Annotated in this window: 11 protein-coding genes; 8 read left to right on the top strand and 3 right to left on the bottom strand. The window is 75.1% G+C overall.

Going from position 1 to position 17222, the window contains the following annotated elements:
- Positions 1-250: 250 nt before the first annotated feature.
- From ACGFZN_RS38655 to ACGFZN_RS38625, 7 genes are all read left to right on the top strand, one after another.
- Entirely contained in the window at positions 251-1126 is an 876-nt protein-coding gene (locus ACGFZN_RS38655; protein ID WP_393863170.1) for a BTAD domain-containing putative transcriptional regulator, read from the top strand.
- Positions 1127-1164: 38 nt separating this feature from the next.
- Positions 1165-1938 carry a phosphopantetheine-binding protein gene (locus tag ACGFZN_RS38650; protein ID WP_393863169.1) on the top strand — a complete coding sequence of 258 codons (774 nt, stop codon included), beginning with the start codon at positions 1165-1167 and terminating at the stop codon, positions 1936-1938.
- Positions 1939-2059: 121 nt separating this feature from the next.
- A complete protein-coding gene (locus tag ACGFZN_RS38645; RefSeq protein ID WP_393863168.1) occupies positions 2060-3007 on the top strand; it encodes a 4'-phosphopantetheinyl transferase family protein in 948 nt (315 codons plus the stop codon).
- Positions 3008-3185: 178 nt separating this feature from the next.
- Positions 3186-4007 carry a BTAD domain-containing putative transcriptional regulator gene (locus ACGFZN_RS38640; protein ID WP_393863167.1) on the top strand — a complete coding sequence of 274 codons (822 nt, stop codon included), beginning with the start codon at positions 3186-3188 and terminating at the stop codon, positions 4005-4007.
- A gap of 223 nt (positions 4008-4230) precedes the next feature.
- The gene (locus ACGFZN_RS38635; RefSeq protein ID WP_393863166.1) at positions 4231-4587 is read left to right on the top strand and encodes a hypothetical protein; all 357 of its coding nucleotides are present in this window, start codon (positions 4231-4233) and stop codon (positions 4585-4587) included.
- 372 nt (positions 4588-4959) lie between these two features.
- Entirely contained in the window at positions 4960-7041 is a 2082-nt protein-coding gene (locus ACGFZN_RS38630) for a condensation domain-containing protein (protein ID WP_393863165.1), read from the top strand.
- Between the two features lie 434 nt (positions 7042-7475).
- A complete protein-coding gene (locus ACGFZN_RS38625) occupies positions 7476-8711 on the top strand; it encodes a helix-turn-helix domain-containing protein (protein WP_393863164.1) in 1236 nt (411 codons plus the stop codon).
- Between the two features lie 43 nt (positions 8712-8754).
- On the opposite strand, the gene ACGFZN_RS38620 is transcribed toward ACGFZN_RS38625, so the two are convergent.
- Together ACGFZN_RS38620 and ACGFZN_RS38615 are read right to left on the bottom strand one after the other, a co-directional pair.
- Entirely contained in the window at positions 8755-13668 is a 4914-nt protein-coding gene (locus ACGFZN_RS38620; RefSeq protein WP_393863163.1) for an AMP-binding protein, read from the bottom strand.
- Between the two features lie 274 nt (positions 13669-13942).
- A complete protein-coding gene (locus ACGFZN_RS38615) occupies positions 13943-14305 on the bottom strand; it encodes a hypothetical protein (RefSeq protein WP_393863162.1) in 363 nt (120 codons plus the stop codon).
- A 472-nt stretch (positions 14306-14777) separates the two neighbouring features.
- Here ACGFZN_RS38615 and ACGFZN_RS38610 point away from each other — a divergent pair, with 472 nt between their 5' ends.
- On the top strand, positions 14778-15974 hold the full coding sequence (locus tag ACGFZN_RS38610; protein WP_393863161.1) for an aminotransferase class V-fold PLP-dependent enzyme: 1197 nt from the start codon (positions 14778-14780) through the stop codon (positions 15972-15974).
- A 75-nt stretch (positions 15975-16049) separates the two neighbouring features.
- Here the strand turns inward: ACGFZN_RS38610 and ACGFZN_RS38605 are convergent, their stop codons facing one another.
- Entirely contained in the window at positions 16050-16808 is a 759-nt protein-coding gene (locus ACGFZN_RS38605) for a thioesterase II family protein (protein WP_393863160.1), read from the bottom strand.
- Positions 16809-17222 lie beyond the last annotated feature (414 nt).

Here is a 17222-nt window from a genome sequence, read left to right as displayed (position 1 = left end):
GTCACACGGTCGGTTACGTCGGGGTTTACGGCTTCCCTCGCGTGGGGTGCATGCCGGATCAGTGGTGGGTGAGGGGGAGTCAAGATGCGATTGTGTCTGAGAGTTGCCAGGCCAGAGGCCGTCTCGAGGGCCGCTGTAGCGGCGCTTGAGGTGTGTTAAAAACAGGGCGATCGGTCTCGTATTGACATACCGTTCATGCTGTTTTTAAATCGTGGAGTGCCGACAGCACACGCGGACCAGGGGAGACGGCGTGGACATCGACGTACTAGGCGCACTGGACGTGAGGGAGAACGGGGTGTCCATCGCCCCGACGGCGCCGAAGCCACGCCAGGTTCTGGCGCTGCTGGCCCTGCACGCGGACCGGGTCGTGCCCGTCGCCTCGCTCATCGAGGAACTGTGGTCGGGCCGGCCGCCGCGCAGCGCGCGCACCACCTTGCAGACCTATGTCCTGCAACTGCGCGAACTCATCGCGGCGGCGCTGGCCCGGGACCCGGGACAGCAGGACGGTGCGGGAGGGCAGCGCCGTACCGCCAAGGAGGTGCTGCTCACCCTGCCCGGCGGATACCTGCTCTCCTCCGGCGGCGGCACCATCGACGTCCGGGAGTTCGAGCGGCTGGCCGGGCTGGGCTACCGGGCCATGGACGCCGGTGACTTCGCGGGCGCCTCCCGCACCCTCGCCGCCGCCCTGGACCTGTGGTCCGGCTCCGCCTTCGCGGACGTGCACACCGGGACCCAGCTCGCCATGGAGGCCAAACGCCTCGACGAGAGCCGGCTGTGCGCCCTCGACCAGCGCATCGAGGCGGACCTGCGACTCGGCCGGCACCGCGAGGTGCTCGCCGAACTCACCGTCCTGACGAGCCGTTACCGCACCCATGAGAACCTGCACGCCCAGTTCATGATCGCACTGCACCGCTCGGGACGGCGGGGCGAGGCGCTCAACGCCTACCTGCAACTGCGCACCACCCTCGGGCGCGAACTGGGCCTGGAACCGTCACCGCGGCTGCGCCGGCTCCAGCACTCGATCCTGATGTCCGGGCCCGAGACCGCGCTGGGCCCGACGCCACCCGCCCGCGCCACCCGGTCCGCGCCCGACCCGGACGCCGGACCCCTGACACCGACCCACTGATCCCCCGGCCCGCGGGGCGGACCCTGGAGGCATCCCTCATGACCAGTGAGCCGACGGCACCTTCCGACGGCCACGGGGAGATCCTTGCCGAGCTCACGGCCGTGCTGGCCGACGTCGTGCACGCCGACCCCGACCGGATCGACCCCGAACAGCCCTTTCCCGTGCTGGGCCTGGACTCCCTGCTCACCGTGGAGTTCACCGCGGCCATCACCCGGCACTTCGGCGTCCGCATCGCCGGCGCCGACCTCTACGCGTACTCCACGCCGGCCCTCCTCGCCCGCCACCTGGCGGCCCTGCGCCGCGGTGCCGACGACGCCCCCGCCGTCCAGGACCCCGGCGCCGCGGCCGCGGTGCTGCAGGTACTGCGCCGGCAGCTGGCGCAGATCCTGCACTGCGACCCGTGGGAGATCGACGGCGGCGCCGCCTTCGCCGAGCTGGGCATCGACTCCGTCCTGGCGTCCGGTTTCGTCGCCGGCGTCAACCGCGTCTACGGCCTGAGCGAACGCCCCGTCTCCGTCCACGAGCATCCCAGCCTCGCCGCCATGGCCGCCTACATCGCCTCCCGCACCGGCGGCGCGGTGACCCCGGCGGCGCCGGCCGCCGGCAGCGGTGCTCCGGCCGCAGCGGGCCCACGGCAGGAACCGGCGGCCCCGCAGACCGGTGGCGAGGCGCGGCAGGAGCCGCCGGCCGCCGCGGCCGCGAAGCGACCCCCGCTGTCCCAGGAGGAGGTGGTCGCGCTCCTCGACGCGGTGCGCGGGGACCGGATCGGCGTCGACGAGGCCGCCGCCCTCCTGGCGGACCGTTCCGCCTGACGGGAACGCCACCCGTGGCGCACCGGCAGCTCCCCGCCCGCTTCGGCCCCGGTGGCCCCAGGGCCGCGACGCCGCGCCGTCCGCACCGGGACGGCGAACCGAGACGGACTGACACGACATCATGACCCTCACCGCATCGGAGCCCCTCGGCGCCGGGACCGCACCGCCCCACGAGACGGTGCCCCCGGTGAAGCTGTGGCTGTGCCCCAACGACGCCCTCCCGCCCGCCATCGCCGCCGTCCTGGCCTCGCACTGGCTCGACGAGCGGGAGCACGCCACCGCGGCCCGGTTCCTCTTCGAACGAGACCGCCGGCAGTACCTCGTCGCCCACACCCTGGTCCGCCGTGCGCTGGCGCTGGAAGCCGGACTCGCCGAATCCGAGCTGGTCATCTGGCGTTCCTCGCGCGGACGGCCCTTCCTGCAGCCGTCGCCCGGCGGCCTGCCCCGAGGCGGCGACCACCTGGACTTCAACCTCTCCCACGCGGGCGGCTACAGCCTGCTCGGCATCGTCCGCACACAGCGCATCGGAGTCGACGTCGAGGGCCTGGGGCGGGAGGCGGGCGCACTGGAGACCATCCTGACCACCTTCACCCCCGAGGAACAGCGGTGGGCGGCCGATGCGCCGCCGGGACGGCAGCGGGACCGCCGGGTGCTCAGGCTGTGGACCCTGAAGGAGGCGTACTCCAAGGCCCGCGGGCTCGGACTCGGGCTGCCCTTCGACGAGTTCTCCTTCTGTCTGGCCGATGACCGGGGCGTGCTCGGCTTCCGGCCGCCCGCCGACGACCGGGCCGGGCGCTGGCGGTTCCTGGAACTGGAGCCGGTGCCCGACGTGCTGGCCGCGGTGGCCGTACCCGCCGACGAGGGCTGCGCCCCGCACCTGGAGCTGCACCAGGGGTTCCCGTGGGACCGGTCCGCACCGCACACCGTCGTCCTGCCCGAGCCGGTGGGCCCACCGCCGGACCCGTCCGATCCCCGCCCCGGCCCGCGGGGGCGGGAAAAGAGCACACGCGCCGCGAGTTTATCCGCCGTTTCAAAAGCAGAACCGGAATCGAGAGTTCAATTCCAGTGAAGGTGCGGGTGTTTCCGAGCGCCGTACGGACCCGTCCGGCACCCCGTGTGGAGCACCGCTAGAGGTCCGCTACAGGAAAACGCTTGTAGGGCACGGACACGGCTAGCGTGCGTAACGGCGGAGATTTCTGGCCACCAAAGGAACTGGACAAGGAACTCGACGAGGTGGGGAGGCCACCATGAAGATTCAGGTTCTGGGTCCGTTGAGTGCCGAGGTCAACGGGGGATCTATCGTTCCGACGGCCGGCAAGCCGCGGCAGATTCTTTCGCTGCTGGCGCTGTACCCGGGGCGGGTCATGCCTGTTCCCACGCTCATGGAGGAACTGTGGGGAACCGAGCCTCCGGCGAGCGCGCTGACGACCCTTCAGACCTACATCCTGCAACTGCGCAGGCGGCTCGGCACGGCCATGGGACCGGGCGCGCCGACCGGGGCGAAGGACATTCTCGCCACACGGCACGGCGGATACCTGCTGCAGATCGACAGAAGCTGTGTCGACGTGCACCAGTACGAGGAGCTGGTCCGCCAGGGCCAGACGGCGTTCGAGGAGGGGGACGACGAGGTGGCCGCGGCGCGGTTCCGCGCGGCCCTCGACCTGTGGACCGGGGCCCCGCTGGTCGACGTGAAACTCGGCCCGGTCCTCGACATCGAGGTGATGCGGCTGCAGGAGAGCAGGCTGGTCACCGTGGAGCGGCGCATCGACGCCGACCTGCGGCTCGGCCGCCACTCGGAGCTGATCGCCGAGCTGACCGAGCTGACCGCCCGGCATCCGCACCACGAGGGGCTGCACTCCCAGGTCATGGTGGCGATGTACCGGTCGGGCCGGCAGGCCACCGCACTGGAGGTCTACCGCAGGCTGCGCATGCGCCTCATCGACGACCTCGGCGTGGAACCCTCCCCGCAGCTGCAGCGCCTGCACCAGGCCATGCTGTCCGTGGACCCGCAGCTGGACGTGCTGGCGGGGCCGCGCCACACCTCGACGTTCGACCTGTTCGCGGCGTGACGGACGGCACCGCCCGCTTCCGCGGAAAGCCGCGGGAATTGCGCGGGACTTTCGGCGGGATTCCGCCGGCACGCGAGGAAGTGCGCTGACGCGGTATATCCCGTCGAGGCCCGGCGCGTTTCATTCGGCCTCCATCATTTCTCCAGTGCGGACGGTCATGCTTTCCCGGCCGGCCGTATCGGATGACGAACCATGAGAAGGGCCTCTCGTCATGGTGCCCACGTTGACCGAGCCCCTCAGCGGGGTGCTGCACGAACTCCTCACCGCGCGCAGCCTGCGCGAGCGCAACAAGGAACTCGTCCTCGCACTGGTCGAGTCGGGCAACCGGGGCGAGGTCAACCAGCTCACCCGCCACTGGGCGGGCCTCACCGGCACCGGGCGGGCGCTGCCCGACGGGCTGGGACTGACGGTCGAGAGCATCCTCGCCGACGGCGACGTCGTGGTGCTGCGGGCGACCGCGCGCGCCGGGCGGGCGGCCTGGTCGCTGGTCGCGGAGTTCCGCTTCGACGCCGCGGGCCGGATCGCGCAGTGCCACGACATGCTCGTGGCCGGGAACGCCGGCGAGCCGCACGCGTTCTGACGCGCTGCAGACCGGCTCGGGGACGGTTCGCGGGGCGCTGGAGGAAACGGACGCGGGCGCGCCGGCACAGCTAGCGTGAAGAGGCCGACGTGTGGAGGCGGCCATGAGGGAGCGTCAGAGCGGCCGGTACGCAGCACCGTCACGACCGCAGCCGTGCGCCTGCCGGACGCCCGGGCCGCCGATGCACGGCCGGCCCGGACCGAAGGGGGCGCGCGGTGCGGCCCGGCGAGGCAGGGGCGTGCGCACCGGGGCGCCTTCCCGCCGCCTCCCGCCCCCCGCGGCGTCGCCGCGCCCTCCGGGGCGCACGGGCCGGTCCGCCGAGCCGGCGGGCGCACGTCCGTTCCGTACGGGGGTGTCCGAGAGGGGGAGGCGATGAACGACGGCCGGACGGGCGCCGTATGCGCCGTGATCGACCCCGAGCGGGGAACCCACGGCACCCTGGAAGTGCACGGACCACTGGACCCCGCCCGCTTCCACCAGGCCCTGCACCGCATCGCGGAGATCCGGCCGGGCGCCCGGCACCCGGGCCCCCGGCTGCTGCGCCACGGGCCCGACCTGCACACCGTCGAACTCCCCGGCGGCGACGGGACGTCGGCGCCCTATCCCGCCGGTCTGCTCGCCGACCTGCTCACCGCCGCGCCCGAGCCCGGACCGCGGCCCCGGCCCGGCACCGCAGCGGCCACCGGACCGGCCCGGCGGCCCTGCGGAACGCTGCCGCGCACCCAGCCGGTCACCCCCGTGCAGCAGCAGCGGCTCGCCGAAGCCCTGGCCCGGCCCGAACACCAGGCCGAGCAGGTCGTCTGGCGCTGGTACGGCCCCCTCGACACCGCACGCTTCCGGGCCGCCTGGCAGGCCGTCGGCGAACGCGAGAGCGTGCTGCGCACCGCCTTCGTATGGGACCCGCGGCCACGCGCCGTCGTCTTCGACCGCGGCCGCACGGACGTCGTCCACCACACCCACGGCACGGCGGTCCGGCGCGCGGCACTGCTGGCCCGCGAGCGTGCCCGCGCCTTCGACCTGCGACGCCCCGGAGCCGTGCGGGTGGTGCTGCTGGACAGCGGCCCGGCGGATCCGGCGGCACCCTTCACCGACGTGCTCGTCACCTACCACCGTGCCCTGCTGGACAGCTGGAGCATCCGGCTGCTGATGCGCGAGTGCTGCCGCGCCTACCTCGCCGACGGCGTGCTGCCCGGCGGCGAACGCCGTCCCGACCTCGGCGACTGCGCCCGCTGGCTCCGCGCCCGGGACCTCACCCCGGCCGGCGGTCTCCGGCACCGGCCCGCCCGCCCGAAGGCCCCGCCCGGCGCACCCCGGCCCCGCCCGGCCGGCGGCTCGGGCACCGGCGTGCTGCGCGCCGCCCTGTCCCCGCAGGACAGCGCGCACCTCGCCCACTGGGCGGCGCGCTGGGGCGTCGCGGAGAGCAGCGTGCTGCAGGCGGTGTGGGCGACGCTCCTCTACCGCGCGTCCGGCGCCGCGCCCGGGCCCGCGACCGTCGGCTTCGGCCTGGACTTCCCCGGGCGGGGACTGCTCCTGGAGGGCATCGAGGGCGTCCCCGGACCGTTCGAGAACGCGCTGCCCGTCACGGTCGACGTCGACCCCGCGCTGGAGCTGCCCGCACTGCTGCGGGAACTGCGCGACCGCGTCCTGGACATGGCCGCGTACGAAGGGACGGCGGCCGGAGAACCGGCCGCCGGCGGTGACCCGGGGGCACGGGCCGGCGGCCTGCTCGCCTTCGACTGCGGCCCGCGGCCCGAGACCGCCTACGGTGACGAACTCGCCGCGCACGGGATTCGCCTGGAGGAGCAGGAAGCCGCAGGATCGCCCGCCGGGTACGCCCTGCGGCTGCGCGTCGGCCACGACGCCCGCCGCGCCCTCGTGCTCACCTGCGCGTACGACCGCGACCTCGTCGACGGCGGCACCGCCCGCACGCTGCTGGCGCACACCGCACGGCTGCTGCGCCTGCTGCCCGGCGCCGCGACCGCCGGAACCACCGTCGGCGACGTGCTGGCCCTGCTGCCGGACGCGGCCACGCCCCGGGTGCCGGACGGTCCCGCCGCCCGGGACGCGGCGCCGCTGCTGCCGCTGCGCGGCGCGTCGGCGCCCACGGCGGCGACCGTGTGCCTGCTCGACGTCCCGGGCGCACCGCGCACCGGGCACCGGGAACTCCTGCGGCACTACCGCGGCCCGGAGGCGCTGACCGCGCTGCGGGTCACCACCGGCGGGGAAACCGCCCAGACCGGCGCCCTGGCCGCACTGGCCCGCTCCTGCGACCGGCTGGTCCTCGGCGGGTACTCCGGCGCCGGCGCCCTCGCCTGCGCACTGGCACACCAGGTCACCGGGCCCGGGGTGCGCCCGCCCCTGGTCGTGGTCGGCGGCGCCTGCGACGACCCGGACGGCCCCCGCACACTGGCGAGCGCGCTGCAGCGGGCCGGCGCGTCGGCGGCCCGGCACTGAGCCGCCGCGCCCCCGCCCGCCCGGCACGACCGCGGGGCGTGACCGTCACCTGGGCCAGTCGATGTCGTCGTCACCGGGCGCGGCGGGCAGCGGTCCCGATCGGCCGGAGCGGCCCTCGCGGGCAGCACGGCGGGCAGGAACCGACTGCTTCATGGACGACTCCCGTGGCGATACGGACGGGACGGCTCCCGTGACCTTGGCGGGCCGGTGCGCAGGCACCGCCACCGACGCTTGAGATGCTCCCCGGATCCGGTAAAGAACCGCTCGAGGAACGCAAGAGAGTCCCGTGAGACCCGCACGAGGCCCAAGGCACGGCCTCTGGCAAAACATTGCCCGGCTGTTGCCCGGCCCCCTACGCTCGTTGCGGCTCGCGGTGGCTCGCCCGTCCCGCCCCGCGGCCGCCCCCCACTCGTCCGTCCCCAGGGAATGGTCACATGCTGCAACAGCCCGCGTTCGGCAGCCGTCTGAGGAAACTGCGCCAGGCCCGCGGGCTGTCCCAGACCGCGCTGGCCGGCGACGGCATGTCCACGGGATACCTCTCCCGGCTGGAGTCCGGCGCCCGCCAGCCCACCGAGCGGGCCGTCGCCTACCTCGCCGAACGGCTCGGCCTGGAGGTGGCCGACTTCGAGGAACCCGCGGGCGGTTCCCTCGCCAACGCGCTGTCGCTGGTCGCCTCCACCGGTTCCGACGCGGCGCTGGAGACGCTCCGCGAGGCCCTGGCGGCCGAGGGGCACGAGACGCCGGCACTGCGCTGGCAGGCGCTGTGGCAACTGGCCCGGCAGCGCCGGGTCCAGGGCGACCACGTCGGCGAACGCGAGTACCTGGAGGAGCTGGTGCAGCTCGGCGACACGGTCGGGCTGACCGCGCTGCGGGTGCGCGGACTGACCCGGCTCGCCCGCTGCCTGCGCTCGCTCGGTGACATCAAGGACGCCCTCGACGCGGCGATGACCGCCCACCATCTCGCCCGCGAGGACGACCTCGACGTGGAGGACCGTGCCGCGGTGCTGCTGGCCCTGGTCTCGGTGGAGGGCGAGGCCGGCCGGATGCCGGACGCGCGGGCCCACGCCGACGAGCTGGTCGAACTGGTCGCCGGCCGGACGGACGCGTTGTGGGCGGAGGCGATGTGGACCGCCGCGGCGGTGCGCCTGCGGCAGGGCGACCACACCGCCGCACAGGCCTACCTGGAGGAGGCGGTGGAGAAGTTCAGCAGCGGGGAGGACCTGGTGCTGTGGCTCCGACTCAGGCTCACGACCGGCCGGCTGCACCTGGAGAAGACGCCGCCGGACCCCGAGGCGGCCGAACGGTGCCTCACCGCGGCCGAGTCGGCACTGGCCTTCGTCGGCACCCCCGGACTGCGTCAGCAGCTGGTCGCGCTCAAGGCCGACCTCGCCTTCGCCACCGCCCGGTACGACGACGCGCGCGCCCTGCTCGGCGAACTCGCCGAGGCGGAGAACCGCATGACCTACCGGGAGCGCGTGCAGATGGACATCCTGCGCCACCAGCTGCTCATCCGCTCCGGCGACGAGCGCGGCATCCAGGGCCTGCGGGCCCTCGCCGAACAGGCCCAGGCCGACGCCAACGTCGATCTCGCCGCGCAGATCTGGCGCATCCTCGCCGAGGCGCTGGCCCAGTCCGCCGTGCAGAGGGGCTCGGCGGCGACCGGGGTGTGAGCGCCGCTCGCGCACTTTCCGGGCCCCGGCGCTGCCCACGCCCTCAGAACGGCTCGTGCTCGTCGATGTGGTCCAGGCACAGGTCGTACCGGTCCGCGGCGTGGGTCGCGTACCAGCCCTCGGGCACGGCGGCCGTCGCGGGCCACAGGGCGCGGTGGCCGGTGGCGTCGGCCAGCACCAGGAAGGTGGCGCACGCGTCGGCGAACGGGTCGTCGGGGGCCGGTCCGTCGAGCACCCGCAGATTGCCGTACTCGTCCAGGCGGGCGGCGCGGCCGGTGCGCCACATCAGGGCGGTGGCGCCGTCCGGGCCGCCGAACGGGTCGGGCAGGAACCGCTCGCCGCTGGCCCCCGGCGCCCCGGCGTAGCCCCGGGCCACACCGGCGCCCGCGATGTACAGGGATCCGGTGCCGCCCGGGCCCACCGGGCGCAGCGCCGGGTCGAGGAGATAGGCCCGGTGGCCGGGAGCGGGGCGGGCCGGGGCACCGGGCACGTGCTCGACGACGAGCCTCGCCTCCGCCCAGCCGCCGCTCACCGTCAGCTCGGCGCCCTCGGTCCGGGCGAGCGACACCAGCGCGCACAGCACGTCGTCGGCGCCGCCCAGCACCACCCGGGCCCCCTGCCGGCGCAGCCACCCCAGCACCTCGTGCGGCACGTCACGGGTGACGGAACCGTCCGGGACGTGCACGCGGGCGCCGCAGGCCAGGGCGCTCAGCAGGCCGATCGCCGCGTCCCCGTCCGGGTAGCCGCGCACCAGCCAGGCCGCGTCGGCCGGTGCCGCCAGCGTCGCCGCGGCGACGGCCTCGCCGCCCACCGCCACGGTGCCGCCCTCACCGGGCAGCAGCAGGAGCGGGTCCCCGCCGCGCGGCGGCCGGATGCGGTCGGCCTCCGTCACCGGCCAGTGCCCGGCCGGCGGCAGCCGGTCGGCGGCGTCCTCGCGGACCAGCCGGGCCGCGCCGGGCACGGCCGGCAGCAGCAGGTCGGCGGTCTCGTCGAGCAGCAGCACCACGGGGGCCGGCGACTCGTCGAGATCCAGCGACGGGTCGACCGGCAGCAGCGCGGCTCCCGTCTTCGCCACGGCGATCGCGGCCACCGCGAACCCGGCCGGTGAGGACAGCGCGGTGAGCACGCAGCTGCCGGGACCGGCCTTGTGCTCGATGAGGGCGTGTGCCAACAGGTCGGAGCGGGCGTCGAGTTCGGCGTAGTCCAGGCCGTCCAGCGCCGGCGCCCCGGGCGCCCGTGCCACCTGGGCCGCGAACAGCGACGCCACGTCCTGCCGGACGGGCGGCACGTCCGCGCCCGCCCACACCCCGCCCCCGGCGGCAGGTCCGGGCAGCAGCCGCAGCCGGCCGATCGGCGCCTCGGGTGCCTCGAGGGCCGAGCGCAGTACGGCGACGAGCCGGCCGGTGAGACTGGCGGCCGCCGTCTCGCCGACCGTCTCGCGGCGGAAGGTGACGGTGACGGCGATCCCCGCCGGGGCGCCCGCGGGGCTCTGCCGCTCCGTCAGCGTCAGCCCCAGGTCCGCGGCCGGGACCGCGGGTGTGCAGTGCTCGGCGTGCACGGACAGTCCGGCCGCCGTGAATCTGCCGACGCACTCCTGGAGCACGGTCAGCGCGATCCCGCCGGGCAGCGCCGCCAGCGCCGCCTCGCCGTCCCGGTAGGCGGCCAGGTCCCCTTCGCGGACCCGGCGCAGCAGCTCGGTGAAGGCCGGATCGCCGGACGTGTCGACCGTCAGGGCCAGGACCCGTCCGTACGGGCCGACGGCCTCGCGCAGCGCGGCGGTGTCCCGGGCCGGGACGGGGGCCGCGACGGTGACCCGGTCGCCCGCGCCGAGCCGGTTCAGCAGGGCGGCGAGCGCGGTGTGCACCACCATGAACAGCGTGGTGCCGTGCTCGGCGGCGAACCGGGTGAGCCGCGCGTGCAGATCCGCGTCCAGTTCGCTCTCCAGGAGGCCGTGCGGGGCGTGGGCCGCGCCCGGCGCGCTGCCCGGCAGCGGGGTGGGCGGCAGGTCGCCGGCGACCGCGCGGGGGGCCGCGTCCAGCCCGGCGGGGGAGTGCCGCGGGGTGGCCCCGGTGGCCCGCGCGCCGTAGGCGCGGGCGATGTCGGCGGCCAGCGGCACATGGGACCACAGGTCCACCGACTCGGCGGGCAGGGCCAGTTCCAGCAGGTGGTCGTCGGCCGCCAGCGCGTGCAGCCGGGTGCCCGCCGAGCCGAGCCGGGAGTTGCGCAGCGAGGGGTGGCGCCGGCCGAGGTCTTCCAGCGCCGCCGCCAGGGCGCGGCCGTCCAGCGCGCCGCGCAGCCGCACCGAGAACTCCCGGCTGTCACCGGCCGTGGCGCCCGGCCCGGTCAGCGCGGCCGGGGCGTCGCCGACCAGCGCGGCGAACGCGACGGGGGTCGGCGCCTCGTACAGCGCCCGGACGCCCGGCTCGGCGCGGAGCGTCTCGCGGACCCGGCGCAGCAGCCGGTGCGCCGACGCCGCGTCGCCGCCGATGCGGAAGAAGTCGGACTCGGCGTACACCTGGTGCCTGGGCCGGCCCACCGCCTCGGCGAACAGGTCGCGGACGATCTCCTGGACCGGCGTGCCGGGCTGGGTGCCGGGGTGGGCGGCGGCGGAGGCGGGCGCGGGCAGGGCCGTACGGTCCACCGTGCCGTCGGCGTTGTGCGGCAGAGCCGGGACGACCACCAGCGCGGACGGGATCAGGTGCTCCGGCAGCCGCTCCCGGAGACGGCCGCGCAGGGCGGCCTCCAGGCCGGCGGTGCGGCCGGCGGTGGCCGGGCTGTTGGCGCACCTGCCGGGCTCGGTGACGGGCGCCGCGTACCCGGCGGTCGGCACGCCCGCGGGGACCTGCCCGGGGTCGAGCAGCACCAGGTCGAGGAGGTCGGGGCTCTCCCCCCAGGTGAGCAGGGCCCGGTAGCCCAGGCGCTCGGCCATCCGGCACAGCCACTCCGGGTCGGGGGCGGGGGCGTCCCGCGGCGCGAGGTCGATGCTCTCGCGGGGGTCGAACAGGGACTCCATGGCGGTGTACTCGTCGTGCACCCGGCGGTTGGGCACCCCGGCCAGCCGCAGCACGGCGGGCCGCGCCGTCGACAGGCGGTGCTCGGCCTCGAGGGCGCCGGCGACGTCCCGGCCCCAGCGGAGCGTGGGCGCACCGGTGAGGTCGGCGACCGGCTCGGCCGTGGAGAGCACCGCGTGGTAGCGGTAGCGGGTCAGCTCGTTGTGGTGCCGGCCCCGCACGGCGCGTACGTCGACCGCGCGTACGGCGGGCAGGTCGCGGGCGAGCGCGGCGAACACGGCCGGGGAGAGCAGCAGTTCGGGCTCCGCGGCGACCTGCCGGTCGATGGCGCGGCGCAGCGCCTCCCGGTCGCTGCGGGCGGCGCCGGGCCGGGCCAGCGCGATGCCGGTGTGCAGGCAGCGGGCGAGGTCGAGGTTGCGCAGGTCGCCGAGGAACAGCGAGCCGCCCGGGGCCAGCAGCGGCAGCACCTTCTCGATGACGGTGCGCAGGTGGGCGAGGCTCGGCAGGCGCCGGATCACGGAGGTGACGACGATCGCGTCGAAGTGGCCGGCGGGCAGGCCGCCGGTGTCCTCGGCGCCCCGGCAGTCGAGCCGGACCTTGTCCTTCAGCACCGGATCGGCCTCCACCCGCGCGGTGAGCGCGGCGACGGCGGCGGGGGAGAAGTCGGTGGCCCAGTACTCGTGGACCTCCTCGTCGCGGGCGAGGTGTGCCAGCAGCAGCCCGCTGCCCGCCCCGATCTCCAGGACGTGGCGGCGCGGCAGCTCACGGACCCGGTCGAGGGTGGCGTTCCGCCACTCCCGCAGCTGCTCCGGCGGGATCGGCAGGGCGTCGTAACTGCTGTGCCGGCCGGTGAGGCCGGCATCGAAGCCGGCGCCGGTCGTGCCGTCGTCGAGCACCTGGGTCTGTCTGCGCTCGGCGGTCCACGCATCCTCCCCGGCCGTGCCGGCCGCCGGTACCACGTGGGCCACCAGGCGTTCGTCGCCGTCCTCGGTCCCGTACACGGACACCGCGGCGGCGGACACGGCCGGGTGGCCGGTCAGCACCGACTCCACCAGGAGCGCACCGGCGCCGCCCGGGGCGGGCCGGTGCGGGGCGGCGAACACCTCGCGCGCCCGGCGCGGTTCACAGGCCTCGATGCCCGGCACGACGGTGCGCGGCGGAGTGAGGGCGGCGGGTCGACCCCGGGTGATCAGGCCGGACAGGGCGGTCGTCAGGAAGACCACCGAGACGCCGTGGGCGTGGACGGCGTCCTGAAGGCGGTCCGGGTCGGCGAGGGCGTCCTCGCCGAGGCCGACCAGCCGGGCACCGGCGGTGAGCGTCGCCCACACCTCGAGAACGGCCGCTCCGGTGGCGGGCCCGGCGGCCAGGGCCACCGTGTCGGCGGGGTCCAGCCGCAGGTCGGTCGAGCGGAGGAAGTCCAGCACGGCGCGGTGCGGTACGACGACGCGCTCGGGGGCGCCGGTGCCGGTGAAGGTGTAGCGGACGTGGAGGGCGTCGTCCGGGCCGGTGGTCTGCTCGGGCAGGGCGTCAGAGCCCCTGGCGATCCGGGGAGCCTCCTCGTCCAGCGCGACGACCACCGTGTCCAGGCCCGCGTAGTCCGCGGCGTCCGCGCCTTCGGTCAGCACCGCGGTGGCCGCGCTGTCGCGCACGATCAGCCGGCGCCGCCCGGCCGGGCCGGCCGGGTCGACCGGGACACAGGCGGCGCCGGCCCGCACGATCCCGAGGAGCGCGGTCACCATCTGCGGGCCCGGCCGCAGCGAGGTCACCACCCGGTCGCCGCGGCCGGTGCCGCGGGCCCGCAGGTACGCGGCGAGACGGTTGGCCGCGCGGCTCAGCTCCCGGTAGGTCAGGCGGATGCCACGGCCGTCGGCGTGCCGCGGACAGTGCACCGCGATCGCGTCGGGACGCTCCTGGACCTGCTGCTCGATGAGGCCGGAGATGGACATCGGCACCCGCTCCTTACGACAGAGCCTTCCGGCTTCCGGCTTGGCAAAACGTTGCCTGAATGTTGGCAACAGTCGCCTGAGATGGCGTCTCGGGCCGGTCGAGCGGTGATGGAGTCGCAGATGACGAGGGCGAGTTGTGGCCGGCGCGAGCGTCGGAGGGTTGCCAAGCACGCCGCGCCTCTGCCGTACCGCCGCCGTAGAACGCCGAAGCCCCCGGCGGGCAAGGCTGCCTGCGGGGGCGTCACGGGATGGGGCACTGGTGCCCGGGCGCGGATCAGACGGAGGCAACCGCCGGCCAGTCGATGCCGGCGGTGGCGGGGGCGGTGGGCCAGTCGATGCTCGCCTGGGTGGCGGTGGCGGGGGCGACCGGCCAGTCGATGCTCGCCTGGGTGGCGGTGGCGGGGGCGACCGGCCAGTCGATGCTCGCCTGGGTGGCGGTGGCCGGGGCGACCGGCCAGTCGATGCTCGCCTGGGTCGCGGTGGTGGGAGCGGTCGGCCAGTCGATGGAGCCCGTCGCGGAGACCGTCTTCGGCGCCGTCGGCCAGTCGATCGCGTTCGCGGCGGTGGCGGCACCGGTGGTGGAGAGGGCGGCGACGGTGGTGGCGGCGGCGACGGCGATCCGGGCGATGCGGTTCATGGCGGGCTCCTCGGTGTCAATTTCGTGTTCGTTGCTTGGCAACCTCTTGCCAAGAAGGTTGGCAAACACATCTCGCGAATCACTGGGGAATTGGTCGAATTAGACTCAAGGTGGGCGCGAAATACGTTCCTGGGGCCCTGCGTGCCCCGCCGCCTTGCCAGGCTGAACTACCTATGACCTGCGGAGATTTGGAGCCCAGGCAGAATCAGGAAGCCTCTGGCAACGCTTGGCAATCCCTGGAAAAGGAGTCGGCGCGGCTCGGGGGCGGGGGCCGCCGGCGCCTCGTCCGCCCCGTTCACTTGAGCGCCGCCTGAGCGCATGTTGCCAACTCCTCATCACTGGCGGCAATCTATTGCCAACCATCAGGCAATAAGTTGCCTCAATCATTTCAGTGACGGGGGGAGGCCCCGAAGTGAACGCGGTGTCCCACGCTGAGCGAAGGGTCCATCTGAACTCGGCCGGTGCCGGCCGCATGCCCGCCGCCGTACGCGACGTCCTCACCGAATGGATGCGCTTCGAGGACCGGTACGGGCCCTACGAGCTGGAGGAACGCCTCGACGACGTCCTGCACGGGGAGATCCACGAGCGACTGGCCGCCGTGCTCGGCGCGCCACCCGGCGACACCGTGGTGTGCACCGGGGCCGCCGACGCGTTCGCCGCCGTTCTGTCCCGGCTCCCGCTCGGCCCGCGCGACCGCGTCTGGACGACCCCCTACGAGTCGGCCGCCCACCTCAGCGCCCTCTTCGCCCTGCGCGCCCGCACCCGCTGCCGGCTGGAGGTCGTACCCCTGCGCCCGGACGGGGACCTGGACCTGGAATGGATGGCCGCGCACGCCGGCGACGACCTCGCCCTGGTCTCGGTGACGCAGGTCCCGGCGGGCTGCGGCATCGTCAACCCGGTGGAGGAGGCGGGCCGGATCCTGGCCCCGTACCGCTGCCTGTACGCCGTCGACGCCTCCTACGCCGTCGGGCAGCTCCCCGTGGACGTCGCCCGCATCGGCTGTCAGCTGCTGATCGGCGACGGCTGGCGTTTCCTGCGCGGCCCGCAGTCCGTCGGGTTCGCCTACGTGGCACCGCAGTTGCGCCAGGCTCTGGTGCCGTACGGCGGTCTGCCGGTCGTGCCGCCGCACGGCGCCGTCGTCGCCGCGTTCAACGCGGCCCTGGCCCGGCACACACCGGTGGCCGCACCCGCGCCCTCGGACAACGGCTCCCGCCTGCGCGCCGCGGTGGAGAACACGTCCGGCACCGGACTGATCGCCCCCGGCCGTGTCCAGTCCGGCATCGTCACCTTCCGGCACGAGGAACTGCCGGCCGCCCTGGTGCGCCGCCGCCTGGCGGACCGTGGAGTCGTCGTGTGGAAGACGGTCGCGGAGGAGACCCCGCTGTACCTGCCCGGGCGCGGTGTGGTCACGGCCGTACGGGCGTCCGTGCGCCCCGACGACCCCGCCGAGGACATCGAGCTGTTCGCCGACGCCCTCCAGGACGCCGTGGCCGAGGGGCTGCCGCGGTCCGCCCGTGTCCCGCGTCCGCGCTCCGCCGTACCGGTGCCGCACCCTGCCGTCCGTGCGGCCCGCGGCCCGGATGCGGCTCCGCCGAGCGGCCGGCGACGGCATCTGACCCTGGTGTCCGGCGGTCCGCCGCACGCCGACCGGCTCCAGCCCGGGGCGTGAACGGCTCCCGGCCGGCCGGAGGACCCGGCCGGGAGGGCGGCAGGCGGACTCGTGGCCCGGGTTTCTCGCGGTGCGTCAGCGCAGCCGCGCCCGAAGAGTGGAAAGGACGGCGGGCGCCTGCTCCTCGAGGTAGAAGTGGCCGCCGGTGAACACCTTCAGCTCGAACGGCCCCGCGCTGTGCTCCGCCCAGGCCCGTGCCTCGTCCGGTGTGACCCCCGGATCGTCGTCGCCGGTGAGCACCGTCAACGGGCAGGACAGCGGCGGGCCCGGCGTGTGACGGTAGGTCTCCGCGGCCCGGTAGTCGGCGCGCAGCGACGGCAGCACCATGCGCATGATGTCCGGATCGCCCAGCACCTGGGCCTCCGTGCCGCTGAGCCGGGTGATCTCCTCGATCAGCCCCTCGTCGTCCAGCAGATGCGCCCGCTCGTCCCGCACGGTCGACGGGCCACGCCGACCCGAGACGAACAGCCCGTGCAGCACCTGACCGCGCCGCTCGAAGCGCCGCGCCACTTCGTACGCCACCGAGGCGCCCATGCTGTGCCCGAAGAACGACACCGGACGGTCGAACCAGCCCCGCAACTCCTCCACCAGCGCGTCGGCGAGCCCGTGGACGCTGTCGACACACGGTTCCCCGCGCCGGTCCTGACGCCCCGGGTACTGGATCGCCAGCACGTCGACGCCCGGGGCTAGGGCACGGGTGAACGGAACGTAGTACGACGCCGAGCCGCCCGCGTGCGGGAAGCACACCAGGCGGTGCGGGGCGTCGGGAGCCGGCTGGAAGCGCCGCACCCAGGCGCCCGTTCCCGCCTGCATGGACGCCGTGAAAGCTGTCATGAAGATGGTCTCCCTTCGGGCCGGGCGGGCCGGGCCGGCGTCACCGCGCGTGCGGCCCGCGTCGTCGGGGCGCAGACGGTACGGCACCTCGGTACAGCGGCGGCGGAACGCGGCGGGCGGCCGGTGCCGGCGCCGTCGTGCGACGAGCCCCGTGCGTTACGCCCGGACGGACGCGAGCGCCCCTCTAACGGCCGTCACTAGCCTCCGGACCAGGTGTACGCACTATTCGGTGCCGCCGCGAGACGAGTCACGGACCGACAGGAGCCGACCCAAGCATGTCTGTGGAAACGACCGCGCCGCCCGAGACGCGGACGGCGCCCGCCAAGGATGTCCGGCGTCTGGATCGGGTGATCATCCGGTTTGCGGGGGACTCGGGTGACGGTATGCAGCTCACGGGTGACCGGTTCACCTCGG

The sequence above is a fragment of the Streptomyces sp. NPDC048192 genome, assembly GCF_043202415.1.
In the GTDB taxonomy this organism is placed as follows: domain Bacteria; phylum Actinomycetota; class Actinomycetes; order Streptomycetales; family Streptomycetaceae; genus Streptomyces.
This window is presented reverse-complemented; position numbering and strand designations above follow the sequence as displayed.

Bases quoted from the DNA above. Each gene is read 5' to 3' on its own strand.
- ACGFZN_RS38650 (WP_393863169.1), top strand. From the start codon at position 1,165: ATGACCAGTGAGCCGACGGCACCTTCCGACGGCCACGGGGAGATCCTT.
- ACGFZN_RS38645 (WP_393863168.1), top strand. From the start codon at position 2,060: ATGACCCTCACCGCATCGGAGCCCCTCGGCGCCGGGACCGCACCGCCC.
- ACGFZN_RS38640 (WP_393863167.1), top strand. From the start codon at position 3,186: ATGAAGATTCAGGTTCTGGGTCCGTTGAGTGCCGAGGTCAACGGGGGA.
- ACGFZN_RS38630 (WP_393863165.1), top strand. From the start codon at position 4,960: ATGAACGACGGCCGGACGGGCGCCGTATGCGCCGTGATCGACCCCGAG.
- ACGFZN_RS38625 (WP_393863164.1), top strand. From the start codon at position 7,476: ATGCTGCAACAGCCCGCGTTCGGCAGCCGTCTGAGGAAACTGCGCCAG.
- ACGFZN_RS38620 (WP_393863163.1), bottom strand. From the start codon at position 13,668: ATGTCCATCTCCGGCCTCATCGAGCAGCAGGTCCAGGAGCGTCCCGAC.
- ACGFZN_RS38615 (WP_393863162.1), bottom strand. From the start codon at position 14,305: ATGAACCGCATCGCCCGGATCGCCGTCGCCGCCGCCACCACCGTCGCC.
- ACGFZN_RS38610 (WP_393863161.1), top strand. From the start codon at position 14,778: ATGCCCGCCGCCGTACGCGACGTCCTCACCGAATGGATGCGCTTCGAG.
- ACGFZN_RS38605 (WP_393863160.1), bottom strand. From the start codon at position 16,808: ATGACAGCTTTCACGGCGTCCATGCAGGCGGGAACGGGCGCCTGGGTG.